Annotated in this window: 24 protein-coding genes and 1 tRNA gene; 14 read left to right on the forward strand and 11 right to left on the reverse strand. The window is 70.3% G+C overall.

What is annotated here, in order from left to right:
* The first annotated feature begins 68 nt into the window (after positions 1–68).
* The 8 genes from sepX to Vgi01_RS02795 all read left to right on the forward strand — a co-directional run bounded on the left by sepX (position 69) and on the right by Vgi01_RS02795 (position 6,944).
* Entirely contained in the window at positions 69–926 is an 858-nt protein-coding gene (sepX, locus tag Vgi01_RS02760; protein ID WP_204290044.1) for a divisome protein SepX/GlpR, read from the forward strand.
* A gap of 233 nt (positions 927–1,159) precedes the next feature.
* Positions 1,160–1,233 (forward strand) — tRNA-Ala (locus Vgi01_RS02765).
* A gap of 212 nt (positions 1,234–1,445) precedes the next feature.
* Positions 1,446–2,696 carry an MFS transporter gene (locus Vgi01_RS02770; RefSeq protein WP_204290045.1) on the forward strand — a complete coding sequence of 417 codons (1,251 nt, stop codon included), beginning with the start codon at positions 1,446–1,448 and terminating at the stop codon, positions 2,694–2,696.
* A gap of 2 nt (positions 2,697–2,698) precedes the next feature.
* A complete protein-coding gene (locus Vgi01_RS02775) occupies positions 2,699–3,448 on the forward strand; it encodes a MerR family transcriptional regulator (RefSeq protein WP_204290046.1) in 750 nt (249 codons plus the stop codon).
* Positions 3,449–3,504: 56 nt separating this feature from the next.
* The gene (locus tag Vgi01_RS02780; protein ID WP_204290047.1) at positions 3,505–4,479 is read left to right on the forward strand and encodes a DUF2804 domain-containing protein; all 975 of its coding nucleotides are present in this window, start codon (positions 3,505–3,507) and stop codon (positions 4,477–4,479) included.
* Between the two features lie 85 nt (positions 4,480–4,564).
* The gene (locus tag Vgi01_RS02785) at positions 4,565–4,972 is read left to right on the forward strand and encodes a YciI family protein (RefSeq protein ID WP_102658650.1); all 408 of its coding nucleotides are present in this window, start codon (positions 4,565–4,567) and stop codon (positions 4,970–4,972) included.
* A gap of 4 nt (positions 4,973–4,976) precedes the next feature.
* Entirely contained in the window at positions 4,977–6,122 is a 1,146-nt protein-coding gene (locus Vgi01_RS02790; RefSeq protein WP_204290048.1) for an RNA polymerase sigma factor, read from the forward strand.
* A 78-nt stretch (positions 6,123–6,200) separates the two neighbouring features.
* Complete coding sequence (locus tag Vgi01_RS02795) at positions 6,201–6,944, forward strand: 3-oxoacyl-ACP reductase family protein (RefSeq protein WP_102658652.1); 744 nt, start codon at positions 6,201–6,203, stop codon at positions 6,942–6,944.
* A gap of 35 nt (positions 6,945–6,979) precedes the next feature.
* Here the strand turns inward: Vgi01_RS02795 and Vgi01_RS02800 are convergent, their stop codons facing one another.
* Genes Vgi01_RS02800 through metX form a run of 3 tightly spaced genes read right to left on the reverse strand, consistent with a single transcriptional unit; the run spans position 6,980 to position 10,022 of the window.
* On the reverse strand, positions 6,980–7,462 hold the full coding sequence (locus Vgi01_RS02800; RefSeq protein WP_102658653.1) for a CoA-binding protein: 483 nt from the start codon (positions 7,460–7,462) through the stop codon (positions 6,980–6,982).
* A gap of 5 nt (positions 7,463–7,467) precedes the next feature.
* Positions 7,468–8,793, reverse strand: a complete 1,326-nt coding sequence (locus Vgi01_RS02805; RefSeq protein WP_204290049.1) for an O-acetylhomoserine aminocarboxypropyltransferase/cysteine synthase family protein — start codon at positions 8,791–8,793, stop codon at positions 7,468–7,470.
* Positions 8,794–8,825: 32 nt separating this feature from the next.
* Positions 8,826–10,022 carry a homoserine O-acetyltransferase MetX gene (gene metX / locus Vgi01_RS02810; protein ID WP_204290050.1) on the reverse strand — a complete coding sequence of 399 codons (1,197 nt, stop codon included), beginning with the start codon at positions 10,020–10,022 and terminating at the stop codon, positions 8,826–8,828.
* Positions 10,023–10,121: 99 nt separating this feature from the next.
* Between metX and Vgi01_RS02815 the strand changes: the two genes are divergently transcribed.
* Together Vgi01_RS02815 and Vgi01_RS02820 are read left to right on the forward strand one after the other, a co-directional pair.
* Complete coding sequence (locus Vgi01_RS02815; protein WP_102658655.1) at positions 10,122–10,670, forward strand: OsmC family protein; 549 nt, start codon at positions 10,122–10,124, stop codon at positions 10,668–10,670.
* A gap of 31 nt (positions 10,671–10,701) precedes the next feature.
* Complete coding sequence (locus Vgi01_RS02820) at positions 10,702–11,925, forward strand: NAD(P)-binding domain-containing protein (protein WP_204290083.1); 1,224 nt, start codon at positions 10,702–10,704, stop codon at positions 11,923–11,925.
* Here Vgi01_RS02820 and Vgi01_RS02825 read toward each other — a convergent pair whose 3' ends face one another.
* Positions 11,926–12,780, reverse strand: a complete 855-nt coding sequence (locus Vgi01_RS02825) for a LysR family transcriptional regulator (RefSeq protein ID WP_204290084.1) — start codon at positions 12,778–12,780, stop codon at positions 11,926–11,928.
* A gap of 101 nt (positions 12,781–12,881) precedes the next feature.
* Between Vgi01_RS02825 and Vgi01_RS02830 the strand changes: the two genes are divergently transcribed.
* The 4 genes from Vgi01_RS02830 to Vgi01_RS02845 all read left to right on the forward strand — a co-directional run bounded on the left by Vgi01_RS02830 (position 12,882) and on the right by Vgi01_RS02845 (position 18,091).
* Entirely contained in the window at positions 12,882–13,604 is a 723-nt protein-coding gene (locus Vgi01_RS02830; RefSeq protein ID WP_204290051.1) for an SDR family oxidoreductase, read from the forward strand.
* 189 nt (positions 13,605–13,793) lie between these two features.
* The gene (locus Vgi01_RS02835) at positions 13,794–15,239 is read left to right on the forward strand and encodes a family 43 glycosylhydrolase (protein WP_204290052.1); all 1,446 of its coding nucleotides are present in this window, start codon (positions 13,794–13,796) and stop codon (positions 15,237–15,239) included.
* 54 nt (positions 15,240–15,293) lie between these two features.
* A complete protein-coding gene (locus Vgi01_RS02840; protein ID WP_233196856.1) occupies positions 15,294–15,671 on the forward strand; it encodes a hypothetical protein in 378 nt (125 codons plus the stop codon).
* Positions 15,671–18,091: a DUF4132 domain-containing protein gene (locus Vgi01_RS02845; protein WP_204290053.1), complete on the forward strand. Its 2,421-nt coding sequence runs from the start codon at positions 15,671–15,673 to the stop codon at positions 18,089–18,091. The genes Vgi01_RS02840 and Vgi01_RS02845 overlap by 1 nt, the downstream gene beginning before the upstream one ends.
* Positions 18,092–18,095: 4 nt before the next feature.
* Here the strand turns inward: Vgi01_RS02845 and Vgi01_RS02850 are convergent, their stop codons facing one another.
* The 7 genes from Vgi01_RS02850 to Vgi01_RS02880 all read right to left on the reverse strand — a co-directional run bounded on the left by Vgi01_RS02850 (position 18,096) and on the right by Vgi01_RS02880 (position 26,015).
* On the reverse strand, positions 18,096–19,019 hold the full coding sequence (locus tag Vgi01_RS02850; RefSeq protein WP_204290054.1) for a carbohydrate ABC transporter permease: 924 nt from the start codon (positions 19,017–19,019) through the stop codon (positions 18,096–18,098).
* Positions 19,016–20,020: an ABC transporter permease gene (locus Vgi01_RS02855; RefSeq protein WP_102658662.1), complete on the reverse strand. Its 1,005-nt coding sequence runs from the start codon at positions 20,018–20,020 to the stop codon at positions 19,016–19,018. The genes Vgi01_RS02850 and Vgi01_RS02855 overlap by 4 nt, the downstream gene beginning before the upstream one ends.
* Positions 20,020–21,696, reverse strand: a complete 1,677-nt coding sequence (locus tag Vgi01_RS02860; protein WP_102658663.1) for an extracellular solute-binding protein — start codon at positions 21,694–21,696, stop codon at positions 20,020–20,022. Before Vgi01_RS02860 ends, Vgi01_RS02855 begins: the two co-directional genes overlap by 1 nt.
* A gap of 255 nt (positions 21,697–21,951) precedes the next feature.
* The gene (locus tag Vgi01_RS02865) at positions 21,952–22,752 is read right to left on the reverse strand and encodes a peptidase (RefSeq protein WP_204290055.1); all 801 of its coding nucleotides are present in this window, start codon (positions 22,750–22,752) and stop codon (positions 21,952–21,954) included.
* Positions 22,752–24,077: a vWA domain-containing protein gene (locus Vgi01_RS02870; protein ID WP_204290056.1), complete on the reverse strand. Its 1,326-nt coding sequence runs from the start codon at positions 24,075–24,077 to the stop codon at positions 22,752–22,754. The genes Vgi01_RS02865 and Vgi01_RS02870 overlap by 1 nt, the downstream gene beginning before the upstream one ends.
* Before the next feature lie 48 nt (positions 24,078–24,125).
* The gene (locus tag Vgi01_RS02875; RefSeq protein ID WP_204290057.1) at positions 24,126–25,250 is read right to left on the reverse strand and encodes a hypothetical protein; all 1,125 of its coding nucleotides are present in this window, start codon (positions 25,248–25,250) and stop codon (positions 24,126–24,128) included.
* 108 nt (positions 25,251–25,358) lie between these two features.
* Complete coding sequence (locus tag Vgi01_RS02880; RefSeq protein WP_204290058.1) at positions 25,359–26,015, reverse strand: 4'-phosphopantetheinyl transferase family protein; 657 nt, start codon at positions 26,013–26,015, stop codon at positions 25,359–25,361.
* Positions 26,016–26,203 lie beyond the last annotated feature (188 nt).

The raw sequence follows: 26,203 nt of genomic DNA on the forward strand, positions 1-26,203 counted from the left end.
CGCCGACGCCGTTCGGTGAAAGATTCTGCGGTCGGTCGGCGGTTGCTTCGAATCTGGTGACGGGAGGGGTGAGGGTGCCGACCTCGGTGCTCCTCGCCGTCCTCGCCGCCGCCGGTCTGCTCGCCCTCGCTCCGGCGTTGGTTCGCCGGTACGACGCCGCCGAGCGGCTGGTGGCGGAGCGGGCGCAGTCGACGGCGCGGGTGCTCCAACGCCGCCGGCGTCGTCGCACTGTCCCGGGACGCCGCCCTGTCAACGCGCCCCGCGCCCTGGTCGTCACGCTCAGCGAGGATTCCGCCTCGGGGGAACTCGCCGCCCCGGTCTCCGGACCACCCGCGCCGCGCCGCCGCGCCGCCGAGTTGACGGACTCGTCGCCCCCTCGCTCCGGCGAGCCGGGTCGTCGCTCCGGTCGGCCGAGCCGACTGCGGTCCGTGCCGTCCGCCGCAGGGCGGTCCCGCCGCCGCCCCGACCGGCGTCGCCCGCACACCCCTGTCATCTACCGCCGCCGCCGGGTGCTCGCCGCGCTGTTCCTGCTCAACGCCGTCGAACTGGTCGGCGTGGCAGTGGTCGGCCCCGGCTTCTGGATCAGCTTCGCGGTCACCGCCACCCTCCTGCTGGTGTACGTCGTACACCTGCGGGCCCGTGCGCTCGCCGACCAGCGCCGCCGCCGGGCCCGCGCCCGCGAGGCCGCCTGGCTCGCCGCCCGCCAAGCCGAGGTACGCCGCGAGCAGGCCCGCCGCGCCGCCGCCCGACGCGAGGCCCAACGCCGCCTGGCTGCCCAGCGGGAAGCCGTCCGGCGGGCCGCCATGGGCCTGGACCGCCCCGCCGACCTGCCACCCGCCGCCAACGGCGGCTCGGTCTCCTACCGCCGCACCGGCGGCCTCCGCGGACGCCCCTACGAAGCCGGCCGAGGCTCCCACTCCGCCTGACCGGCCCGCCCCCCGTCCCGACGGGCGTTCCCCGGGCCCGACTCCATTTCGCCGATGTTGCGGTATCCGGCTGGTGCGGACACCGCAACATCGCCGAACTTGCGCGACCACCCTGAAGCGGAGGCGGGGGCGGCTGGGCGGGGCGGTTCGCGGTGGAGGTGGTCGACCTGTTAGCCTTGGCGCCGGCCCGCCCGGTGACAGCCGGGTGGGACCGACGCCGGTTCGCCGGCGGAGGGGCTGTGGCGCAGACCGGTAGCGCACCTCGTTCGCATCGAGGGGGTCAGGGGTTCAAATCCCCTCAGCTCCACCCAGTTCGAAGGCCGTTTCCGCTAGTCGGAGACGGCCTTTCGATCTTGTACAGCAGTGAGGCAGTAGCGCGGCCGGCGTGCTTCTGGTGCCGCCTCTGATCCTTCCGGCAAGGCCTCGAAAGAGGTGCCCAGCGCTGCTGGTGGGTGTGTGGCGGCGGTAACGGTGGTCAGGGCTTGACTGTGCCGTGGCGGCATGGTGTGTCCTCGGGGCATGGGTCGAAGCACGTGGGCTTATCTGGGGTCGTACAGCCTGTCTCTGCTGGGGAACGGGGTCGCGTCGGTCCTGTTTCCGCTGCTGGTGCTTGCGCAGACCGGCGACATTCTCGCGGCCGGGATTCTTGCCTCGGTGACCGCCGCTGTCGCTGCGGTCGTCGGCGTGCTGGCCGGGGTGATCGTGGACCTGGTCAACCGGCGGACCGTGTCGATTGTCAGCGATGTGCTGTCGGCGGTGTCGGTTGCGGCGGTGCCGGTCGTGGACGCCCTGTGGGGGTTGAACCTGACGTGGTTCATCGTGCTGGGCGTGCTTGGCTCGTTCGGTGACATGCCGGGGATGACGGCGCGGGAGACATTGCTGCCCCGGCTCGTCGAACTCGACGGGGGTAAGCCGGGCGCGTTGGAGCGGCTGGTCGGCGTACGCGAGGCGTTGGCGGGTGCGCTGGTGCTGATCGGCCCCGGGCTGGGCGGGTTGCTGGTGTGGCTGGTCGGGGTGAGTTCGGCCACCTTGTTCATCACGGCGGGGATGAGTGTTGCCGCGGCGTTGCTGTCGTTCGCGATGTCGTCGAGGGTGGGAGAAGTCAACCGGCCGGACGGGGATGCCGCGCGGGCAGGTGTGCGTACGGTGGTCTCTGATCTTGTGGCCGGGTGGCGGTTCCTGCTGGGGCATCGGCTGGTGCTGGGGGTGAGCGTGCTGTCGGCGGTGCTCATCGCGGTGATCGTGGCGTTGCAGACCACGATCATGCCCGCCTATTTCACGAGCGAGAGCCTGCCCGAGTTCAGTGGTTTCGCCGCGATGGGCATCGCCGTCGGCAGCCTGGTCAGCGCCGCCATCTACGCGGCGACAGTGGGCAAGGTGTCGCGTCGTACCTGGTTCGTGATCGGGATGGTCGGCATCGGCATCGGGTTCACCGTGATCGGTCTGCTGGCAGCGCCGTGGCTGGTGCTCGCCGCGGCCGTGTTCATCGGATTGACGAACGGTCCCATGTCGGCGGTGTTGGGGGTGGCGACCATCGAGGCGACCCCAGACCAACTGCGCGGACGGGTGCTCGGCGTACAGAATGCGCTCATGCTCGCCGCTCCCGCGCTCACCGCGGCTCCCATCGCCGCGATCGCCTCGGGTCGCGGGCTGGAGACGGCCGGCATCGGGCTCGCGGTCGTCATCGTGCTGACCGTCATCGTCGCGCTCTGCGTCCCCGCCTTCCGGTCGTTGGACAGGCTGAATCCGGTAGCGGAAGCAGAGGGCTGATCGTGGCGTGGAGCACCCGGCAACTCGCGGACCTGGCAGGGGTCACCCTGCGGTCGATCCGCCACTGGCATGACATCGGGCTGCTTCCCGAACCGGAGCGCCTGACGAACGGTTACAAGCAGTACGGCGCGCGGCATCTCATTCTCGCGCTGCGCATCAGCCGGCTCAGCGGTCTCGGGTTCGCTCTGGACGACGTGGCGCGCATGCTCGCATCGGAGGAGTACGGCCAGGAGTCGCTGCACGGGCTGCGGGCGGAACTGGACACCACGATCGGCAGGCTCGAACGCATCCGCACCGAGATCGACGAGCTGATCCGCCTCGGCGTCTCGCCGGACCTGTCAACCGAAGCGCTTGTTGCCATGGAGACACTGGGGCGCGACCCCGCGTCACGTGACGTAGCGATCATCTTGTCCCACCTGATGCCTCGGGAGGACATGGTCGCTCTCGTCGCGGTCCTCGAAGGCGTGCCCGAAGAGTTGAAAAGCATCAACACGGCGATCCTCGAACTGCCCGCCGAGGCGTCGGAGGACGAGATCGTCACGCTCGCCGATCGTGCGGCCACCGAGCTCAAGACGTTCATCGCCGTCAACTACGGGACGTTCCCGGACATCGGCGGCAGTCGGGTGAGCGCCGATGTCGTCGGTGTGGTCGCGACCGAGAACATGAACCAGGCCCAACGGCGCGTCATGCGCCTCATCCAGGATCAGTTGCCCGTCGAACCTCGGGGACAGCAACCCCGGCGAGACCGCTGAGCCCGTCGGAGGGCCGGTGCAGGGGCAAGGCGATGAGCAGTGGCTACGCTCGCGTCGTGACGCACGAGAAGGAGATCACCGAACCGGTCGACCTGTGTCTGGCCAACGGGCGGCTCCGGCCTGACGCGGTGGGGTGGAGCCGCCGTCCCGTACACCGGGCGAACCTGCGTGGCTGGGGCCGCAACAAGCGCTGGGAGTACTGGGGGATCGTCACCCCGAGCCACATCGTCGGCCTGGTCGCCTCGTCGCTGGACTACGCCGGGGTGCACAGCCTCTACGTGCTCGACCGTACGACGAATGTCGAGATCGACCGTGGTGTGGTGGTCCCGTTCGCGCGCGGCACCGTCTTCCCGCCGGTCAGCGGGGCGGGTGAGGTGCGGGCCCGCGGCGCTGGGATCTCGATCGACATCGACCAGTCGGCGACGGGCACCACGATCCGGGCCACCGCCGCAGACATCGAGGTCGATCTGGTGGTGCCGCTGGGGCACGAGTCGCTCGGCGTGGTGGTGCCCTGGAGCAGCCGCCGGTTCCAGTACACGGTCAAGGACGTCGGTCGCCCGGTGCACGGCACACTGCGGGTCGGCGGGGTGCCGTACGTGGTCGACGAGGCCGACTCGTTCGCCGTCCTGGATCACGGGCGTGGGCGGTGGCCGTACGCGATCCGCTGGAACTGGGCCGCCGGCAGCGGCCCGGGTCGGGCCATCCAACTCGGCGGCCGGTGGACCGACGGCACCGGCTCGACCGAGAACGGCCTCTTCGTCGACGGCCGGCTGCACAAGATCGGCGACGAGTTGCGCTGGGAGTACGACCGCGCCGACTGGCTGCGGCCGTGGCGGATCAGCGGCCAGCGGGTGGACGTGCGGTTCCACCCCTTCCACGAGAAGGTGGCCCGGACCAACCTCGGTGTGCTCGCCAACGAGACACACCAGTGCTTCGGGCACTTCACCGGCTGGGCGACGACCGATGATGGTGAGCGGGTCGACCTGGACGGTCTGGTCGGTTGGGCCGAGGAAGCACGCAATCGCTGGTAGCGGGTATGTCGAGATCCGGTGGTTGGCTCCGTCCCCTGGGTGGAAGCGGCCAGAATGGGTCGTACAGGCATCGAGGAGAACCAGCATGGCAAAGTATCTGCTGCTCAAGCACTACCGTGGTGCGCCGGCTGCGGTAAACGACGTGCCCATGGACCAGTGGACGCCGGAGGAGATCTCGGCCCACATGCAGTACATGAGCGACTTCGCGGCCCGGCTGGAGGCGACGGGCGAGTTCGTCGACGGCCAGGCGCTCGCCCCGGAGGGGACCTTCGTCCGGTACGACGGGGAGGGCCGTCCGCCGGTCACCGACGGTCCGTTCGCCGAGACCAAGGATCTCATCGCCGGCTGGATGATCATCGACGTCGACAGTTACGAACGGGCCATCGAGTTGGCCGGGGAGTTGTCGGCCGCGCCGGGGGCGGGCGGCAAGCCGATCCACGAATGGCTGGAGGTGCGCCCGTTCCTGGCCGCGCCGCCCACCATCACGCAGTGACCTGATGGACGAAGCACTGCTCCGGAGCCTCATTCCGGGCGTGCTCGGGGCCCTCGTCCGCCGCGGAGCAGACTTCGCGGCGGCCGAGGACGCCGTCCAGGACGCGCTTGTCGAGGCGATCCGGACGTGGCCCACCGACCCGCCACGGGATCCGCAACGCTGGCTGATCACCGTGGCCTGGCGTCGGTTTCTCGACGTGGCCCGGGCGGACGCCGCGCGCCGCCGACGGGAGGACCTCCTCGACGAGGAACCGGCACCCGGGCCCGCCGTTTCGGTGGACGACACGCTGGCGCTGTATTTCCTCTGCGCCCATCCGTCGCTGACGCCGTCGTCGGCCGTCGCGCTCACGCTGCGCGCGGTCGGCGGGCTGACCACCCGCCAGATCGCCCAGGCGTACCTGGTGCCCGAGGCGACAATGGCGCAGCGCATCAGCCGGGCCAAGCGCACCGTCTCGGCGGTGCGGTTCGACCAGCCGGGCGAGGTCGCCACCGTGCTGCGCGTGCTGTACCTGGTCTTCAACGAGGGCTACTCGGGTGACGTCGACCTGGCCGCCGAGGCGATCCGACTGACCCGGCAACTCGCGGCGGTGATCGACCATCCCGAGGTGGCGGGGCTGCTCGCCCTCATGCTGCTGCACCACGCCCGCCGCGCGAGCCGGACCGCGCCCGACGGCAGCCTGGTGCCGCTCGCCGAGCAGGACCGGGGCCGCTGGGACACCACCGTGATCGCCGAGGGCATCGCGCTCCTGCAGGCGGCGCTGGCACGGGACCGGCTGGGCGAGTTCCAGGCCCAGGCCGCCATCGCGGCACTGCACGCCGACGCCCGCGCGGCCGAGGAGACCGACTGGGTGCAGATCGTCGAGTGGTACGACGAACTCGCGCAACTGACCGACAGCCCGGTCGTACGACTCAACCGGGCGGTCGCCGTCGGGGAGGCCGACGGTCCACGCGCCGGTCTGGTGGCGCTCGCAGCATTGGACGAGGCGCTGCCCCGGCACACAGCCGTCGCGGCGTACCTGCACGAACGCGACGGCAACCTGGTGACGGCGGCGCGCCTGTACGCCGAGGCCGCTCGCAAGGCACCCAACCTCCCCGAACGGGATCACCTGACCCGCCAGGCCGCTCGCCTCAACACCAGCCTGTCCCGCTGAAGCGCCGACTGATCGCGGGGTCAGTAAACCAGCGACCCGGTCGACTCGCGTCCTGAGTCGACTGTCAGGATTGCGGCCATGACGGTTCGATCTGCGCACAGGGTTGCACTGGTCACGGGCGGAAGCCGGGGCATCGGCGCTGCGGTCGCGCGCCGGCTGGCCGAGGACGGCATCAACGTCGCGTTCACCTACCGCGCCGCCGAGGCGAGCGCGAAGGCCGTGGTCGCCGACATCGAGGCGTACGGTCGGAGGGGTTTGTCGATAAGCGCGGACAGCGCCGACCCGGCGGCGGTCGTGGGTGCGGTCGAGCGGACCGTCGCCGAGTTCGGGCGGCTGGACATCCTGGTCAACAACGCCGGGGTGTTCGCCGGCGGGCCGATCGAGTCGGTCAGCTTCGAAGACCTCGACCGGGCGGTCGCGGTGAACGTGCGCGGGGTGTACCTGGTCACCCAGGCGGCGGTCCGCCACATGGGCGCCGGTGGGCGGATCGTCAACATCGGCAGCAGCTTCGCCAGCCGGGTGGCGGCGCCCGGGGTGAGCGCGTACGCGATGACCAAGAGCGCGGTCAACGGGCTGACCCGGGCACTGGCCCGGGAACTCGGCCCGCGCGGGATCACCGTCAACCTGATCCTGCCCGGCTCCACCGACACCGACATGAACCCGGCGGACAGCGCCGCTGCCGACGCCCAGCGCACCCAGATCGCCCTCGGTCGCTACGGGTCCCCGGCCGACGTGGCGGCCACGGTCAGCCACCTCGTCGGCGACGGTGGACAGCACATCAGTGGCGCGTCGATCGCCGTCGACGGCGGTGCCACGGCCTGAGCCGGCCTGAGCGGCCGCCGGCCTGACGGGGTGGGCTACTGGAGCCCGCCCCGCACGGCGGTGATGCGCTGGGTGTTGAAGCCGAGCCAGTGCATGCGGCCGACGTAGCGGGCGTGTTCGACCTTGAGACAGCGGTCCAGGATGACCGTCAGACCGCCTTCCTCGGCGATGCGGGCACCCTCCTCGTTGATCACACCGAACTGGGTCCACAGCGTGCCGGCCTTGATCGCGACCGCCTCGCGGGCGATCTGCGGCAGGGCGCTGGGTGCCCGGAAGACGTTGACGATGTCCACCGGCACCGGTACGTCGGTCAGGCTCGGGTAGCTGCGCTCACCGAGGATCTCGGTCTCCCGAGGGTTCACCGGGATCATCCGATAGCCGTGCCGCTTCAGGTAGTAGCCGACGAAGTTGCTGGCCCGCAGCGCATTGCCGGACAGCCCGACGACCGCGATCGTCTTCGCCGTGTGCAGGGCGCGCTGGATGGTCGACACGTCCTGGTACCGCTCGACTGCGAACATGCCTGTCACTCCCTCACGGTCGCAGCGGCGACGTGCGCGAACGCCTGATCCAGGTCCCAGATCAGATCCTCGACGGATTCGGTGCCGACCGACAGTCGTACGGTTCCCGGCCCGACTCCGGCCGCCTGCAGTTCGGCGTCGCTCAGCTGCCGGTGGGTGGTGCTGGCCGGGTGGATGATCAGGCTCTTGGCGTCGCCGACGTTGGCGAGGTGGGACCAGAGCGTCACACCGCGGATCAGGTTCTGTCCACCGTCGCGTCCGCCGGCGCAGTCGAACGAGAACACTGCCCCCGGGCCCAGGGGCAGGTACTTCTCCACAAGCGGCTGGTACCTGCTGTCGGGCAGGCCGGGGTAGGTGACGTTGGAGGCCAGCGGGTGCGATTCGAGGAAGGCCGCCACCCGGCGGGCGTTGGTTACGTGCCGCTCCATTCGCAGCGACAACGTCTCCAGGCCCTGGAGGAACAGGAACGCGTTGAACGGCGAGAGTGCGCCGCCGAGATCCCGCAGCGTCTCGGCGCGCAGCTTCATCAGATAGCCGTACGTGCCGAACGTCTCGTGGAACTGGAGACCGTGATAGGCCGGTGACGGGTCGGCGATGACCGGGAACCGGCCGTTCGACCAGTTGAAGGTGCCGGCCTCCACGACCACACCACCGATGCTGGTGCCGTGACCGCCGATGAACTTGGTCGCCGAGTGGACCACGATGTCGGCGCCCCACTCGATGGGCCGGCAGAGGTACGGCGTGGCGAAGGTGTTGTCGACGACAAGCGGTAGCTCGTGTTCGTGGGCGATGCCGGCCACCGTCTCGATGTCCAGCACGTTCCCGCCGGGATTGCCGATCGTCTCGCCGAAGAACGCCTTCGTGTTCGCCCGGACCGCCTTGCGCCACGCCTGCGGATCGTCGGGGTCGACCCAGCTCAGCTCGACGTTCATCTTGCGCAGCAGGTGCTTGAGCTGGTTGACCGTGCCGCCGTACAGGGCCGCGGAGGCGACGACGTGGTCGCCCGGCTCCAGCAGGGTGAACAGTGCCGCCGCCTGGGCGGCGATCCCGCTTGCGAAGGCCACCGCACCTGCGCCGCCTTCGAGGTTGGCGATCCGTTCCTCGAACACCGCGACGGTCGGATTCATGATCCGCGAGTACGTGTTGCCGTACTCCTGGAGGTTGAAGTAGGCGGCGGCTGACTCCGGATCCTCGAAGACGTAGCTGGTGGTCTGGAAGATCGGCACTGCCCGCGCGCCCGTGTTCGGGTCCGGGCGTTGCCCGGCGTGCAGTTGCCGGGTCTCGAACCCGAACTCGTGGGCGTCCTCGATGCGCTTCGGCTGTTGGGTCACGGATTCCTCGTTGCTCTCCGACACTCGCTGGCTCACTGCTCGGCCAGGAAGCGACGGACGATGGGGGTTTGCTGTGCTTCCTCCAGCAGGAAGCTGTCGTGGCCGTAGGGTGCCTCGATCAGGTGGAACTCGACCGGCTTGCCGAGGGAGCGCAGCGCCTGCTCGATCTCGGCGGAGGCGGCCGGTGGATAGAGCCAGTCGGAGCTGAAGGCGATCAGCAGCGTACGGGCCGAGACGCCGGCCAGCGCCTGCTGGAGGGACCCGCCGCCGTGTTCCCGCCCGAGGTCGAAGTAGGTCAATGCGCGGGACAGGTAGAGATAGGTGTTGGCGTCGAAGCGTCGGACGAACGACGCCGCCTGGTGTTGCAGGTAGTTCTCGACCTCGAACTCCGGTTCCCGCAGGGTGTAGCGGATGTCGTCGGCGAACTGCAACCGCCGGCCGAATCTGTCGCCGAGCGCGGGCGCCGACAGGTAGGTGATGTGCCCGAGCATCCGGGCCACTCCCATGCCGGCGTCGGGTGTCTGGCCGGTGCCGTAGTAGTGGCCGCCCCGCCAGGCGGGGTCGCGCATGATCGCGTCTCGGGCGATCGCGTTCCAGGCGACTCCCTGTGGGTGCAGCGCGTGGGTGGAGGCGATCACCACGATGGCGTCGACCTGGTCGGGGTAGCGAACGGCCCACTCCAGCGCCTGCATGCCGCCGAGTGAGCCGCCGGCCACCGCCGCGAGCCGTTCGATGCCGAGCACGTCGAGGAAGGCACGCTGGCAGCGGACCATGTCGCCCACAGTGAGGACCGGGAAATCCGAGCCGTACGGGCGGCCGGTGGCCGGGTCTGTCGAGGACGGGCCGGTCGTGCCGCGGCAGCCGCCGATCAGGTTCGTGGCGATGACGAAGTAGCGGTCGGTGTCGAAGGCCTTGCCGGGGCCGATCATGCCGTCCCACCAGCCGAGGCCCTTGCCGGTCGGGCCGTCGCGACCCTCGGCTCCGAACCCGTCCCGGGTGCTGGCCGCTGGTGGGGTCTTGGCGAAGCCCGCCGCGTGTGCGTCACCGCTGAGCGCGTGGCAGACGAGGATGACGTTGTCGCGCTGCGGCGAGAGCGTGCCGTACGTCTCGTAGGCCACCCGGACGGGGTGCAGCTCGCGTCCACAATCGAGGGTCAACGGGGCCGACAGGTCCAGGTGCTGCGTCTCGACGCTGCCGACCGAGCCGGCCGACAGGGTCGCTGCGGCCATGCGAGCGATGATAGCTAGCCAAACTCCGGGCAGGCCAGTGTATTGTCGTTTTTCTCGATAGGTCTTCTAGGAAATCGGGCGCGAGGGGAGATTCATCACATGTCGGGTGTCGACAACGGGGTGAACGTGCAGGCACTGCTCGACGCGCGGGAGGTGCTGAAGGGGGCACCCGAGGCCGCCCAGTTCGTCTGGCGCGCAACCTCGAAGTGGGAGAAGGGCGTCCACAGCACCACCACGATTCAGAAATACTTCGGGCTCGGCCAGGAGCAGTCGCACAAGACCAGGGCGGAGTTCTCCGCCGACCACCCCGAGGTCTTCGCCGCCGAGGACAACGGCATCACCCCGATCGAGTACCTCCTGGTCGGCCTGGCGAGCTGCCTGACGGCCGGCGTGGCGTCCGTCGCCCAGAACCGGGGCATCCAGCTGCGTTCGGTCTCCTCGACGGTCGAGGGCAGCCACGACATCCGGGGCATTCTCGGTGCCGACAGCGACGTCCGGAACGGCTTCAACGACATCAAGGTCACCTTCAACATCGACGCGGACGCCTCCAAGGAGGATATCCAGGCGTTGGTGGCCCAGTCGCAGAAGCGATCGGCGGTCTTCGACGCGCTCACCAACCCGACCGACGTCACGGTCGAAGTCGCCTGAGGCGGGCCGAGCGATCGAGCACGTCACCACGATCGTCGTCGGGGCCGGGCACGCCGGCCTGGCGGCGAGCTACTTCCTCACCGAGCAGGCGATCGACCATGTCGTGCTCGAACGCGGCGAGATCGCCAACTCGTGGCGGCACGAGCGGTGGGACTCCCTGCGACTGCTCACCCCCAACTGGCTGAACCGGCTACCCGGCCACAGCTACCAGGGACCGGACCCGGACGGTTACCTGACGATGGGCGAGGTGGTCGAGTTCATCGAGCACTTCGCCGTCGCCTCGGCCGCGCCGGTGCGTACCGGCACGAACGTCGAGTCGTTGCGGCGCGACGGCGACGGGTATCTCGTCTCGACAAGTCGCGGCGACCTGCGCTGTCGGGCGGTGGTCCTGGCCAGCGGCGCCTGCAACGTACCGACGGTGCCGGCGATCAGTGCCGGGGTGCCGACCTCCGTCGCGCAGCTGACACCCTTCGACTACCGCGGCCCGGATCACGTCGCCGAGGGCGGCGTACTGGTGGTGGGCGCTTCGGCCACCGGTGTGCAACTCGCGGCGGAGCTGCAACGCGCCGGCCGCCAGGTGATCCTGGCGGCGGGCGAGCACGTGCGAATGCCGCGCGTGTACCGGGGACGCGACGTGCTGTGGTGGATGGACGCCTCGGGCGTGTGGGACCAGCGGTACGACGAGGTCGACGACCTCACGCGGGCCCGTCGACTGCCGTCGCCGCAACTCGTCGGCACCCCGGAGCGCAGCACCCTCGACCTCAACGCGCTCACCGGACTCGGCGTCGAACTGGTCGGCCGGCTGGCCGCCGTACGCGACGGATCTGCGCTCTTCTCGGGCGGGCTGCGTAACGTGTGCTCGCTCGCCGACCTGAAGATGCGACGCCTGCTGGCCGGCTTCGACGAGTGGGCCCGTACCACCGGCCGGGACGCCGAAGTCGGACCGCCGGAGGAGTTCGCGCCCACCACGGTCGCTGCCTCGACCCGGCTACGCCTCGACCTGCGCGGCGGTGATGTGGGCACGATCGTCTGGGCGACCGGCTTCCGCCCCGACTACCGGTGGCTCGACGTGCCGGTGGTCGACGAGAAGGGTCGGCTGCGCCACGAAGGGGGAGTGCTCGACAGCCCCGGCCTGTACGCCCTGGGTCTGCCGCTGCTGCGACGACGCCGATCCACCTTCATCAGCGGCGTCGAGGACGACGCCCGCGCGGTGGTCGACCACCTCGCGAAGCACCTTCCTGCGTCGGCAGGCTGATCAGCTGGCCGACACGAAGTGTCGGGTCGCGGTGCGGACGAGCCCGGCCACGGCGCGGGAGCGGTTGTGCGGGAGCCAGGCGAGAACGGTGGTGACGTGCGGCGCGTCGGTCAGGCTGACGGCAGCGTGTGCGTTCCACAGCCATGATCGGGACGAGGCGCAGAGCACGGCCACGGTGTGCCCGAGCGCGATCAGTTGCGCCAGCTGGGACTGGTCGTGGATCTCGGGACCCGGGCCGGGCTCGTACGTGCCGTCCTGTCGGGGCCAACGGGCGACCGGCAGCTCCGGTATGTCACTCACATCAGCCACGGTCAGCGACGTACGCGCGGCGAGGGGATGCTCGGCGGGCAGGATGGCGACCTGCTGTTCGGTCAGCAGATCCTCGGTGTCGAGCCCGGTGAGGTCGTCGAAGGGCCGCTGCATGAGGGCGACGTCGGCGCGGCCGTCGCGCAGCATCCGCGCCTGTTCGCCCATGCGACACAGCAGCACCTCGACCTCGACCGCGCCAGGTTCGGCGGCGTGGGCGTCGAGAAGCTTTCGCAACAGTTCGTGATTCGCGCCGGCCTTCGTCACCAGGGCGAGGCGGTTCGGGGTGGAGGCGGCCCGACGCGTGCGGCGGGCCGCTGCCGTGGTCGCGTCGAGGATGGCGCGGGCCTCGTCGAGCAACACCTGGCCCGCGTCGGTGAGGGTGACGCTGCGGCGGTCACGGTCGAGCAGGGTGACACCGAGACGCCGTTCGAGTTGCGCGATCGCCCGGGACAGCGGTGGCTGAGCGATGCCGAGGCGCTCGGCCGCCCGGCTGAAGTGCAGTTCCTCGGCGACCGCGACGAAGTACCTGAGTTCGCGGGTCTCCAACGTGTCCACCGATCGACGATACTGCGCTGATACCGGCCGGGTATCACAGGGCACCGCTTCGGTGTAACGGAGCCACCGATCGTCGAGCCACCATCGGCGTCATGAGCGACACGAAGACCGCGCTGGTCACCGGCGCGAACAAGGGACTCGGATACGAGATCGCGGCAGGGTTGGGCACGCGCGGCTACCGGGTGGCGGTGGGGGCCCGGGACCGCGCCCGGGGCGAGGCGGCGGTGGCGAAGTTGCTCGCCGCCGGGGTCGACGCGTTCGCCGTACCGCTGGACGTGACGAGCGACCGGAGCGTTGCCGAGGCGGCGGCACTTATCGAACGCCTCGATGTTCTGGTCAACAACGCCGGAATCTCCGGTGAGACGGGGCCGGGTTGGGTGCAGGATCCGACGATGCTGGACCTCGATGTCGTCCGCGCGGTCGTGGACACGAACGTCTACGGCGTGATCCGGGTGACCAACGCGATGCTGCCGATCCTGCGCCGCTCGGCCGCCCCGCGAATCGTCAACATCTCCAGCAGTGTCGGCTCCTTGACCTGGCAGTCGGACCCGACGATCGACGTCGGCCCGATCATGGCGGCCTACTCGCCGACGAAGTCGTTCCTCAATGCCGTCACCGTGCACTACGCGCGGCAGTTCGCCGGTACGAACATCCTCATCAACGCTGCCTGCCCCGGCCTGGTGGCAACCGACTTCACCGGTTTCCATGGCCGACCGCCCCAGGAGGCCGCAGCAACCCCGATCCGCCTGGCCACCCTCCCTGACGACGGCCCCACCGGCAGGTTCTTCAACGACACCGGCCCCATCCCCTGGTAACCCCCACCCCACCCCCGGCTCTGCTGCGTTGATCAAGAGGTTTTGGTCGCCGGAAGTCCGATTTCACGACCAGAGCCTCTTGATCAACGAGCAAAGGGGGAGGGTGAGGGTTGTGTTGACGAGAGTTGATGTTAGCGCTATCAATGCGTTAGCGCGATGTCGGGTCGCGGTGACGAGAGGCGAGTTGACATGCGACTGAAGCTGCTCGGCAGGAGGGTGACGGGAGCGTTTGCCGTCCTGGTCATGGCGGCTGTCGGCGCGTTGGTGGGGCCGGGCGTGCCGGCGCGGGCCGCCGCCGTGGTCTTCACGAATCCGCTGGCCGAGCAGCGCGCCGACCCGCACATCCACCGGCACACCGACGGTTACTACTACTTCACCGCGACGGTGCCCGAGTACGACCGGATCGTGCTGCGCCGCGCCACCACATTGCAGGGGCTGGCCACCGCACCCGAGCGGGTGATCTGGCGTAAGCACGGCAGTGGCGAGATGGGCGCGCACATCTGGGCACCCGAGATCCACTTCATCGACGGCCGGTGGTACGTCTACTTCGCCGCCGGGCGGACCGACGACATCTGGGCCATCCGGCCGTACGTGCTGGAGAGCAGCGCGGCGAATCCGCTGGACGGGCCGTGGACCGAGCGGGGGCAGCTCCAGCCGGCGCGCAGCAGCTTCTCCCTCGACGCGACCACGTTCGTCCACAACGGACAGCGTTACCTGGCCTGGGCCGAGTACGCCGGCAGCAACTCGAACATCTACCTGGCCCGCGCGGTCAACCCGTGGACGTACGCCGGCACCCCGACGCTGATCGCCACCCCCACGTACGCCTGGGAGACCCGGGGTTACCGGGTGAACGAGGGACCGGCGGTGCTGATCCGCAACGGCCGGGTGTTCATGACCTACTCGGCGAGCGCCACCGACGCCAGCTACGCCGTCGGACTGCTCACCGCCTCGGCCAACAGCGACCTGCTCAACCCGGCGTCCTGGAGCAAACGCGCCACCCCGGTGCTGGCCAGCGACGCCCGGACCGGCCAGTGGGGTCCCGGCCACAACTCGTTCACCGTCGCCGAGGACGGCAGCGACGTGATCGTCTACCACTCCCGCAACTACGAGCGGTATCTCGGCAACGGCTACGACCCGCTGAGCGACCCGAACCGGCGTACCCGGATCCAGCGGGTCTACTGGAACGCCGACGGTACGCCGAACTTCGGGGTGCCGGTGCCCGACGGTGCCACCCCGGTCCGGCTGCGCGCCCACGACCTGCCGGACCGCTACCTGCGGCACTGGGAGTTCCGGGTCCGGTTGGAGCCGAACGTGACGAACCTGGCCGACTCGCAGTTCCGGATCCTCGCCGGGCTGTCCAACTCCGGGGCGATCTCGTTGGAGTCGACAAACTATCCCGGCTACTACCTGCGGCACCGCAATCACCAGCTCTGGGTGGAGCGCAACGACGGCTCCAACCTGTTCCGGCAGGACGCCACGTTCACCCGTCGGGCCGGGCTGGCCGATGCGGGGAAGGTGTCCCTGGAGTCGGTGAACTTCCCCGGCCAGTACGTCCGGCACCGCGACGGTCTGCTCTACCTGGAGGCCGTACCGGACGCGGCCGGGCGGGCCTCGGCCACCTTCGCGCTGGACTGACGGAAGTGTCGGGGGTCCTACCTAGGCTCCCCTGGTATGGCGACGGTGACCTTTGTGGATGAGAGCACGGCTGGTGCTCGTACCCCGGCATGGGCCTTGCAGATCTTCGAGGAGCGGCTGACCCTGCGCGAGCTGATCCGGCGGCGGATCCACCAGGAGGTGGCCGAGTACAACGCGGCCACCTCGGCACCCCGCCGGCTGCTGGTGCAGCCCACCTCGACCGAGCGGGCGCTCAACGGCGACCTGGTGCAGCGGTCGCACCGCAGGGTCGATGCCGCGCGGCAGGTCGCCCTGGCCGAGGAGGCGTTCGGCCGCAACGGTTTCGTGGTGCTGGTCGGCGACCGCCAGGTGGAGGAGTTGGACGAGGAGGTCGACCTGCGCCGCGACACCGAGGTCACCTTCCTCAAGCTCGTCGCGCTGGTCGGTGGCTGATGACCGTCACCACCGACACCGTCGGGCTCGCCACCCGCGTCCGTGACCTGGTCGCCGCGAACGACCTGACCGCGCTGGCCGATCACCTCTACACCCATGCCCGGTTCTGCCGGGACAACCCGGAGGTACGCGCCGCGCTGCGGTCGCTGTCCCGCCCGGACGTGACCCGGCTGGTGCAGGCCATGGCCACCCTGGTGAGACAGGACCCGGTCCGGACCTGGCTGGTGCGGGAGCTGATGGGGCAGTTGTCCCGCCGACTCCCCACCGACCTGGCACCCGACCAACTTCAGGACCTTGCCGCGTACGCCGTGCAGGAGCCGTACTCGTTGTCACCGACCGCGCTGGAGACGGTGGCCCGGAGCCTGCTCGCCGCCGGTCCGCTCTCCGCCGAGTTGATGGCGGTGCTTGTCGACCGGTCCGACGAGAGCCAACGGCTGCGGCAGTTGATCGCCGAGCTGGTCGGGCCGCAGCTCGACCGGGCTGACCCGTGGGCCGAGCAGATCCTGGCCGAGCTGCCCACCCTCGACCCGGTCTGGCAGCGGCTGGTCGCCCATGCCAGCACCGCGACCACCCCCCGGCCTTTGGCCGGGTGGTCGACCGAAGCGTCCCGACTGCTCGCCCCGGTCGACCCGGCCGAGGCCAGGCAGGTCCTCGACCGGTGGCTGGCCGCCGCCGCGCGGACGCCGCAACGCCCGCCGGCTCCGATAAACGCGGACCTGCTGCGGGGCCTGCTCTGGCTGGTCGAACGCACCGGCCCAGGCCCCGAGCAGGTACGCCTGATCGGTGGCCTGGTCGAGGCCATGCTGCGTCGACTGCCCGGCATCGGCCCGGCCTGCCCGAAGGTGGCCAATGCGGCGGTCGGAGTGCTCGGCCGCCTCGACGGGGAGGCGGCCCTGGCGCAGCTTGCCCGACTGTCCACCCGGGTCACCTACAAGGGCACCCGCAACGAGCTCGACAAGGCGCTCGACGCCCGCGCGGCGGCAATGGGCATCGGGCGGGACGAAATCGAGGAGTTGGCCGTCCCGGACTACGGCCTGACCGGGGTGGGCCGGCACGAGGTGACCCTCGGCGGCTGCCGGGCCGAACTGCTGATCGCCGGCACCAACGTCACCCTGGCCTGGATCAACGAGTCCGGCCGTCAGGTGAAGAGCCCACCGGCCACGGTACGCCGGGACCACCCGGCGCAACTGGCCGAGCTGAAGGGCCTGGCCAAGGAGGTCAGCGGGATGCTGGCCGCGCAGACGGCCCGGCTCGACGGGCTGTTCCTGGCCCAACGCACCTGGACCTTCGGCGTGTGGCGGCAGCGTTACCTGGATCATCCGCTGGTCGGCGCGCTGGCCCGCCGGTTGCTCTGGTTTGTCGACGGGGTGCCGTGCGGGTGGGCCGACGGCGCTCTGCGCACAGTGGACGACACCCCGGTCAGCGTTGCCGACGAGGCGCAGGTGCGGATCTGGCACCCGATCGGTCGGCCGGTGCCGGAGGTGGTCGGCTGGCGGGAGTGGCTGGAGCGGCACCGGGTCGTCCAGCCGTTCAAGCAGGCCCACCGGGAGGTCTACCTGCTCACCCCGGCCGAGGAGACCACCGGCACCTACTCCAACCGGTTCGCCGGGCACATCCTGCGTCAGCACCAGTTCCACGCGCTGGCCGCGATCCGGGGCTGGACCGACCGCCTCCGGCTGATGGTCGACGACTCGTACCCGCCGACCTTCCGGGAACTGCCCGGCTGGGGTCTGCGCGCCGAGTACTGGGTGGAGGGGATCGGCGACGAGTACGGCGCCGACACCACCGAGAGCGGCTCTTACCTGCGGCTCGTCACCGACCAGGTGCGCTTCTACCCGATCACCGCCGCGCAGAACTGGTCGCACGCCGACGGTGGCGGCTACTCGGCGGGGCGGTGGACGAATGCCCGGCCCGGTGACCCGCTGCCGCTCGACCAGATCCCGCCGCTGGTGTTCAGCGAGATCATGCGCGACGTCGACCTGTTCGTCGGGGTGGCCAGCGTCGGCAACGATCCGACCTGGTCCGACGGCGGCCCGCAGGGCCGATTCCGGGACTACTGGTCGTCGTACAGTTTCGGCGAGTTGTCAGCGACGGCCGAGACCCGCCGCGACCTGCTGGCGCGGCTGTTGCCCCGGCTCGCGGTGGGGCAGCGGGCCCGCATCGACGGCCGGTTCCTGGTGGTCGACGGTGACCTGCGCACGTACCGGATCCACCTGGGGTCGGGCAACATCCTGATGAGCCCGAACGACACCTACCTGTGCATCGTGCCCGACCGCGGCGCGGGTCGGCTCGGCGAGCAGCAGTTCCTGCCGTTCGAGGGTGACGGCCTGCTCGCCGTCATCCTCAGCAAGGCGATGCTGCTGGTCAAGGACGCCGAGATCACCGATCCGACGATCACCCGGCAGATCAGGCTCGCCTGACCGGTCAGCCCTTGATGGCGCCGATCAGGACGCCCTTGACGAAGTGCCGCTGGATGAACGGGTAGACCGCGACGATCGGTGCCACGGTGAGCACGACGACGGCCATCTTGATGGCCTCGGTAGGTGGCATCGTGGCACCGACTGCCGCACCGGAGGTGTTCGGCGCCTGCCCGGCGAGCAGGTAGCTCTGCAACACCCGCTGGATCGGGTACATGTCGTTGCGGTCGATGAACAGCAGCGCGTCGAACCAGACGTTCCAGTAGCTGACCGCGTAGAACAGCCCGACCACCGCGATGACCGCCCGGGCCAGTGGCAGCACGATCTGGGTCAGGGTGCGGAAGTCACTGGCTCCGTCGATGCGGGCGCTGTCCACGAGTTCGGACGGGATGCCCTGGAAGAAGCCCCGGACGACGACCAGGTTGAAGACGCTGATCGCGGGCGGCAGGATCAGCGCCCAGATGGTGTCCTTGAGGCCCAGCCCGGTCACCACCAGATACTTCGGCACCAGCGGCGGATAGATCAAGAACGGCAACAGGAAGTACGCGAGCAGCCAGCGGTAGCCGAGCGAGCGGGGCCGGGACAGCCCGTACGCGGCGAGCACGGTCACCGTCAACGCCAGGGTGGTGCCGATGACGGTGACCAGGGTGCTGATCCACAGCGCCCGGGTGACCGCGCCGCCCGCGAAGATCGTCTCGTAGGCGGAGGTGTCGATCCCCCTGGGCACGACCACGAGGCCACCGGCCGCGGCGATCGTCTCCCGGGACGACAGGCTGGTCACCAGGATCACCCAGAGCGGGAACAGCACGCTGAGCACCAGCAGGCTGAGCAGCACGGCCTTGGCGCCCTGACCGAGCGGGCTGGGCGGCTCCTCCCACGGCGGGCGTCGAGGGCGGGTTCCGGGTGGCTTCCGGAGGAAGGTGGCGGTCATGACCGTGAGTAGATCCCTCGTTCGCCGAGCATGTGTGCGACCTTGTTGGCGGCCAGGATCAGGCAGAGCCCCACAGCGGCCTTGAACAGACCGGCCGCGGCACCGTAGCCGTAGTTCCCGGTGGCGATGGAGAAGTGGTAGACGAAGGTGTCCAGCACCTCGGAAGCCTGCCGGCCGACGGCGTCGCGTTGCAGCAGGAACTGCTCGAAGCCGACCGAGAGCGCGTCACCGAGGCGCAGGATGAGCAGCAGCACGATCACCGGACGTAGGCCGGGCAGGGTGATGTGCCACAGCCGCCGCCACCGGCCCGCACCATCCGCGGCTGCCGCCTCGTACAGGTTCTGGTCGATTGTGGACAGGGCGGCGAGGAAGACGATCGTGCCCCAGCCGACGTCCTTCCAGACCGCCTCGGCGGTGACCAGGATGATGAACGTGTCCGGGTTGGTCATCACGTTCCACGGTTCCATCCCGGCCTCGCGCATGGTCTGGGCGAGCAGGCCGGCACCGCCGAACATGGCGACGAAGAAGCTGACCACCAGCACCCAGCTGAAGAAGTGCGGCAGGTAGACGACGGTCTGGATGAAGCCGCGCAGCCGGCTGGAGAGCAGGCTGTGCAGCACGATCGCCAGCAGGATCGGCAGCGGGAAGAAGAAGACCAGCTGGAACGCGGTGATCGCCAGGGTGTTGCGGAACGCGTGCCAGAACGCCGGGTCGGCGAACAACAGCTGGAACTGCCCGAAGCCGATCCAGTTGCTCTGCACGAAGGCGTCCAGCGGATTGCTGCCGACGTACGGGTTGTAGTCCTGGAAGGCGATGACGTTACCGAGGATCGGCAGATAGCTGAAGATCAGCAGGATGACGAAGCCCGGCGCGACCATGGCGAGCAGCTGCCAGTCCCGGCGCAGGCGGGTGCGCAACGGTAGGCGTCTGCGCCGAGGGGCGACCCCGCCGGGCCGGGTCTGGTCGGACCCGGCCTCGGCGGTGACCTCACGGACGGTCATCAGTCAGCCTTGGGCAGTGAGTCGGCGAGCAGCTGCCGCGCCGCCTCCCCGCCCGCGGCCTTCCACTCCTGCAGGATCGAGTCCACGTCGGACAGCGGCCGACGGCCGCGCAGCACGTCGGTGAACTTGTCCTCCGTCGGCACCTGGTTGGCCTTGAACGCGGCCGGCATCTCCAGCTTCACGCCGGCCCACGGGTCCTTCTCCAGGTACCCGACCGTCGCGTTGGAGTAGGCCAGCGCGTCCGGCACGTAGCTCGGGGTGTCCGCGAACGGGCCGATGGTCGGGTTGCGGCCACTGATGAAGAAGTACTGGTTGGCGATCTCCTTGAAGGCCAGGTCGGTCTTGACCGGCCCGTTCGGCGTACGGGTGTGGTGCCTGCCCTCCACGCCGAAGTCGCGCAGCTGCGCCTCCTGGCTGCCCAGCGGCGCCGAGCACCAGTTGATCACCCGCAGCAGCTCCTTGACGCGCTCCTCACCGAGGCCCTTCTTGACGAAGGTGTAGGAGATCGGTTGGTCGCTACCCCACACCAGCGGGTCACCACCGGTGGCGGAGAAGTTCGGCACCGGCTGGATGTTCAGCGCCTTGTTGGCCTTCTGGTGCTCGGCCTGGCCGCCCTGCCAGAAGCCGAAGCCGTCCTGCATGAAGACGATGTTGCCGCCCTTGGCGAACAACTGTTTGGCGTCGGCGCCCCGGCTGGCCACGATGTCCGGATGCACCAGGCCGTCCTGGTAGATCTTCGCCATGACCTCCAGGGCCTGGCGGAACTCCGGGGTCTCGTACTTGAACTCGGGCGTGCCGTCGGAACGCAGCCGCCAGCCCTGCTTGGCGCCCGGCACCTTGTGGTACATCTGGATCATCGGGAAGACGTCGTTGAACGCCCACACCTTCCGCGCCGGGTCGGTGACCTGCTTGGCGATGGCGAGCAGGTCGTCAAGCGAGGTGGGGATGGCCAGGCCACGGGCGTCCAGCAGGTCCTTGCGGGTGAACATGACCCAGGCGAACGGCCCGTCGGTCGGGTTCGGCACGGCGGCCAGCCGCTCGTTCCAGATGGCGTGCCGCCACGCCCCGGTCGGGAAGGTGGCAAGCATCGGGTACGCCTCGACGGCGTTGCCCTTGAGGTGGTCGGTCAGATCCTCGAACAGCACCCCGATCGCCTCGGCGAACCGCGGGATCTTGTCCACCTCCCAGCTCGGCACGCAGAGCAGGTCCGGTACGTCCCGGGCACCGAGCATGGCGTTGAGTTTGTCGGCGTACGTGTTGCCGTCCTGGATGGTGAAGTTCACCGGGACGCCCAGCTCGTCATTGACCGCCTGGAGGTAGGCGCTCTGGCCGATCCCGGGCGGTGCCGGACCCCACGCGGGGGTCATCGCGGTGATCTCCTTGCCGCTGGTGCCGGGCTTCTCGGTGATCAGGTCGACGAGGTTGGCCGGGTACCTGGTGTAGCCGTCGGGGACCGGACGGGTCCCGGCGATGTCGGGGGCGATGCTTCCCGTCAGGTCCTTCTGCGTGGGCAGCAGGTGACCGAAGGCGTCGAGGTTCTGCGCGGCACCGCTGCCGGCGGGTGCCTCGGAACAACCGCTGAGCAGGGGACCACCGGCGACGGCGACCGCGCCGAGGCCGAACAGGCTGAGAAAGCTACGGCGCGAGGTCGGCACGCCGGGGTTGTGCCGGGTCATCGGTCTCCCTTCGAGAAGGGCTGAGGGCGAGCAGGCTCGCTCGGGTGAGAGTTCGTCTGGATGGTAAACAAACTAATAGACGTGCATGCGCCTGAACAAGAGGCGACCCGTCGCGCGGCTCCCGGTCAGCTGCGCAGCGTGCGGCGCCGGCAGGTCACGTCTCGGCACCCGACGCGACCTGCCGGCGGCGGCTCACCTGAAGGTGCGGCTCACCTGGTTGTGCGGCTTCACCTGGTTGTGCGGCTCACCTGGAGGTCAGGTGGCTCGCCGGGCGGCGGGGCGGCGGGTCAGCGCGAAGCCGACCACCCCGGCGACGGCGGCCAGCACTCCGCCGGCCGTGGTCCAGATCCACCGGGAGCCCGCCTCGGGCAGCCAGCCGGTGAGGTCGAGATTCCAGCCGTCGCTCTCCTCGTCCTGCGTGGGTGCCGTCGGCACCGCCTCCAGCACCTTGCCGGCGTTGGCCGGTGGCACCAGCGGCGCTTCCAGCCTGCCGTCCTCGGGCGCGCTGCCCGCGTCCCCGCTGGCGGAGATCAACAGGTCCACGTCGATCGGCAGGCCGAGGTCGCGTTCGGGGACGTCGACAACGGTCAGCCGGACGTAGTAGGTGCCGGGCAGCGGGTCGACGGACCACGGCTCCGCCCACGGCCGTACCCGGCGCAGCGTGCAGCCGATGGCCACGGTGGACACCGAGGCGTCGGCCGTCGGAGTCTGCGCACCGGCCGTGCACGCCTGCCGGCGACGCAGCCCGTCGAAGACCTCCACCGCCCAGGTCGAGCTGCCGCGCCGGTCCTCGGCCAGCGACACGGTGGCGTTGATCTCGTGGATCTCGCCCGCGCCCGCCGTGAACGACCAGTAGAGGTATTCGCCGGTGGAGGCGCCGACCCGGACCGGCTGACCGGCCGCGACCGGCGTGGCGCTCAGGAACGAGGTGCCGACCTTGGTCAGGGTGGTGGCGCCGGGCGAGGGGGTCGGGGTGGGCGCGGCCAGCACCGTGGCCGGTGCCAGTGCGACACCGCCGGCCACCAGGGCGGCCAGGATCGCCGATCGGGTACGCATCACTTCTCCCTCCAGGTGGCCACCCACCAGCGGGTGAGCAGACCGGTGACGAGCCCGGTGAGCAGACCGGCCAGGGTCAACAGGAGCAGCAGCACCCAACCCCGGCCCAGGTCGGGCCCGTCCGGGGTGGGAGAGGCGGCCACTACGTCGACGGTCAACTCGACAGGCATGCCGGGTTCCTTCTCGGTCCCGGCCCTGGGCGAGAACATGTTGCTGACCACCAGGCAGACCGTGGTGACGGCCGCCGCCGAGGCCGTCGGAGTCGGGGTGGCGTCCTCGGTGCGCGCCTGCTCGTCGTCGTCCGCCCCGGCCGACCAGCGCAGTCCGGCCGACACCACGTCGGTACGCCCACTGCCCGCGTCCACGCCGCGGACCAGTTCCCGGCCGTCGGACGCGGTGGCCCGCAGCAGTACGCCGTAGTCGGGGTTGACCGGGCGGTCCATCGCCACGCTGACCGAGGCGCGTAGCTCCTGGTCCGGCCGGACCGGCACCCGGTACCACCGGTGCTCGGAGAAGGTTTCCCGGTCGGTGTAGACGCCCGGTGCCAGCAGCGGCGCACCCTGGCAGACGTCGGCCCCGGCCACCTTCGCCGGCGTGGTCGCGTACGTGTCGCGGGCTCGGTCCACCAGTTGCTTGAGTCGGCCGGTGAGATCCTCCGCGCTGGTCGCGGCCGTGTAGGTCCCGCCGGTGGCGGCGGCGATGCAGAGCAGTTGCCGGCGGACCTTCTCGTCGGGCGCCAGCCCGAGCGTGTCCACCACCAACGTGGTGCCCTGGGCCGCCAGTTCCCGCGCCACCTGGCACGGGTCCGGCGGGGCGCAGGTGTCCTCGCCGTCGGTGATCAGCACGATGCGTCGGGCGGTGGTGCCCCTGCCCAGGTCCTTGGCGGCCTCCCGCAGGGCGAGCCCGACCGGGGTGAAGCCGGTCGGACGCAGCGTGGCCACGGCGGCCTTGGCGCGTTCCCGGTTCACCGGCCCGACCGGCACGATCTGTTGGGTGTCCAGGCAGCCCTGCTTCTTGTCCTCACCCCGGTAGGTGGCCCCGAGCACCCGGATGCCCAGCTGGGTCTCGTCCGGCAGCGCGTCCACCACCTCGCCGAACGCTTGCTGGGCCACTGAGATACGGCTGCGCCCGTCGATGTCGGTGGCCCGCATCGAGCCGCTCACGTCCAGCACGAGTTGGACGCGAGGCGGCTCGGTGACGGGTTCTGCCGTGTCGTCGGCGGATGCCGGCAATGCGCCGGCCAGCGTGGTTGCCGTCAGTAGTCCCATTAGGACCACTGACGACCATTTTTTGTTGATCACTGGCCGGAGTGTAGCGACGTCCATTGAGGACAAACGCCCCGGTGTGCCCGGTTTCCCTCGGTGGTCTCCCGACTACGGCTTCCAGGAGCCGGCGATCTCGAACTGGTGGAGGTACTCCATGACGCCATTGGTGTCGGCGACGTCGAAGACGACCCGGCCGGTACGCGTGGTGCCGGCGGGCAGACCGTTGCCGGCGTTGAGCGGATCGCCGCAGCCGTAGATTGCGCCCACCAGCCCGTTGACGGTGCTGCCGTCGGCGGCCCGCCACTGGAAGTAGAACGGGTTGATCGACGCGGTGCCCTTGGTGACCTTGGCCCTCACCTCGGCGATCAGGAACCGTCCCTGCTGTGGGGCGGGTGCGAAGGAACGGCAGCTTTCGGTCACGGTACGGAACCGCGTCACGGTGATCTCGATCGTGCCGCTGTTGTCGCTCGCGACAAGCGTGTCGCCGGGGCGCATGTTGAACGTCTCGCCCTCCTCCTCCGAGAAGGCCGGTGGGATCCCACCGTCCGGGGGCGGGGCGTCCGGAGTCCTCGGGACGGTGACCGGGGGAGTCGGGACCGCCTCGGCGATCTCATCGGCGGTCCGGTTCATCCCGGCGATCAGTGCGACGACGCCGCCGGCGCAGCAGAGCAGCGCGAGGACCACCACGGTGATCACCACGATCAGTGTGGTCCTGCTGCCGCTGCCGCCGCTTGTGGGCTTCGCCGCAGTGGAGCCCGGCGGATAACCACCGGGCGGGTAGGCACCACCGGGCGGATAACCACCGGGCGGCGGGTAGCCACCGGGCGGCGGGTAGCCGCCGCCGGCCGGGTTCGGGTCGGCCGGCGGATAGCCGCCGCCCGGCGCGTACGGTCCGGCCGGGTAGCCGGGACCAGGCGGGAAGGGGCCGCTGGGCGGGAGCGGGCCGGCCGGCGGGTACGGCGTACCCGAGGTGGGCTGCGGGGCACCCGAGGTGGGATGCGGCGTGCCGGACACCGGCGGGGCTGGCGGGGCGCTCGGCGGGGTCGGCGGGGCGCTGCTCGGCGGCTGCGGGGTCGGCCACGAGCCGCCCGGGTCGGCCGGTGGGGGAGGCGACCAGGTGCCGTCCTGCGGCGCGCCGCCCGTCGACCCGGCCGCAGGCGGTGGTGCCCACGGGTCGCTGGGCTGGGGTTGGTAGGGGTCCTGCGGTCCACCTGGGGGCTGGGGGTAGCTCACCGTACTCCTCGGGCACCTGATACCGACGTGAACCGCTTGACGCTACCGCGTACCGGCAACACCGATCGGCCAGCGTCATCGTCCGATCGGCGGCTGCCGGGCGGAGTCCTAGCGTGGCGGCAGGACCGCAGCGGTACGGACCAGATTCGCGTCCACCGCGAAGCGTCCGGTGATCACCGAGGGCGGGTGGGGGGACCCGGCGGCGTCGATCCGGGCCGGTGCGATCCGGGCGGTGAACGTCGCGGTGGCCGGATCCAGCTCCACAAGCGCGTCGTGAAAACCGAGCCAGTCGCCGACGATCGGATGCCAGATCTTGTAGACGGTCTCCTTGGCGCTGAACACCACCGTCGACCAGGCGACGCCGGAGGGCAGCCTGTCGTGTTGCTCCTCCTCCTCGGGCAGGCAGATCAGCCGGCTCACCTCCGCACCGAGCACTCGGTGCTGCTCGGCGTCCATGCCGACCGCCCGGATCTCGCTGGTGCGTCCCACTGCGGCGGCGCAGTAGCCCCTGGTGTGGGTGATGGTGCCGACGGTGCCCGGCGGCCAGACCGGCGACCGGTCGGCGCCGGCGGGGACGGCGACGGCGGGCAGGCCCAGCATGGCCATGGCCCGACGGGCACAGACCCGGCCGGCGGTGAAGTCGCGGCGGCGGCTGTCCACCGCCCGTTCGCCGAGGCAGGCGGCCTCCACGGCGTACAGCTCGCCGGTCCAGTCAGCGGGCTCGGCGACCGCCACCGCGACGGCCGGAGGCAACAGATCACGCACCGCCGACTCCCGATCGCAGGGATCGACCCGTCCGCCCGGTAGCATCGGCGGGCGCTGATTCGTCGATCGGGTGCGGGCAGCGGTGATGGTGGGTGGCGGCCATGGCTCGTGAACGTACCGCAACGATGTAACGCCGCAGCGTTCCCAGGCGCTGTTGGTTCTGCGCGGGGATCACGGTTGCGGTCGAT

This window comes from Micromonospora gifhornensis, from assembly GCF_016863515.1.
Taxonomy (GTDB): Bacteria; Actinomycetota; Actinomycetes; order Mycobacteriales; family Micromonosporaceae; genus Micromonospora; species Micromonospora gifhornensis.